We start from the raw sequence: 978 nt of genomic DNA, 5'->3' as shown, positions 1-978 counted from the left end.
TGGTTGCGTGCCGGGCGACCACAGGCGGATCGAGGACTGGACGCCGACGACATAGGTCAAGCCCACCTTTGTCAGCCCGCCGCGGAAGGCGGTGTCGTTGCCGTAGCCGGCATCGGCCAGCACCACGCCCCGTGAGACGCCGGCCTCCAGCGCCGCCCGGATCTGCGCGAGCGCGATTTCGGGCTTGGTGCGGAAGACCACATTCTCCGGCACGCCTGTCTTGGCCCGCCGGTCAGGGTCGTTCGCCCAGCTTTCCGGCAGATAGAGCTGATAGGCAATGGGCAGGCTCGCCTGCTCGGTGGCAACCGACAGAGAGACCGCGACCTGGCAGTTGTCCTGCTTGCCGAGCTGCCCGCAATACTGCCGTGCAACCCCCACCGAATGCTTGCCTTTCTTGGGAAAGCCGGTGTCGTCGACGATCCAAGCACGGATCGGCCCCTGGCGCTCCAGCGCTGGCAGCACCCGTTCCCGCACGCGGCTCAGCACGGCATCATCCGACCAATCCGCCTTCGCTACGAAATGATGCAGCGACTGGTGCGCCGCCTGAACACGCCCAGGCTCTACCCGTGCCGCCATCGGCTCCACGCTCTTGCGCTCGCCCGGAAGCAGGAGCCCGGTGCAATAGGCCTTCAGCGGCGCAACCCGATCGGCATGACCCAATGCCGACGAAAGCGTCTCGACATAGGCCGCAAAACGCGATTCACTTGTTTCGATTCCGTCCTGGAGATCCATCGCTCCCTCCATATGAAGCACGAATCGCCAGTCTCGCAATCAATCGTTAACGAAACTTATGACACAGTAAGACTAAGAGGCCGTTTGGAAAATCGAGGGGTTGGGGTTTTGCGGTGAAGCGATTTGTGATTCAAGCTCTGGATGTGGACCGAGCAGAGCCGTGGGCGAATGGCCAAGATCGCCAAGAAAACCAAGCGCTACCCATCCGATTTGACGGACGAGGAATGGGAGCAGATCGCTCCGTTA

General features: G+C 62.2%; 2 protein-coding genes. One reads left to right on the top strand and one right to left on the bottom strand.

All coding sequences use genetic code 11. The annotated features are described in order from the left end of the window. Positions 1-732 (bottom strand): IS701 family transposase (locus tag MAXJ12_RS18675; RefSeq protein ID WP_008837519.1); only part of this gene is annotated, 732 nt, incomplete at its 3' end. A gap of 141 nt (positions 733-873) precedes the next feature. Here MAXJ12_RS18675 and MAXJ12_RS38250 point away from each other — a divergent pair. Further along, a partial coding sequence (locus MAXJ12_RS38250; protein ID WP_420492383.1) for a transposase occupies positions 874-978 on the top strand: 105 nt, incomplete at its 3' end.

This window comes from Mesorhizobium alhagi CCNWXJ12-2 (assembly GCF_000236565.1).
GTDB lineage: Bacteria > Pseudomonadota > Alphaproteobacteria > Rhizobiales > Rhizobiaceae > Allomesorhizobium > Allomesorhizobium alhagi.
The sequence above is the reverse complement of the archived record's forward strand: the minus strand, read 5'-3'. Positions and strand labels throughout refer to the sequence as shown.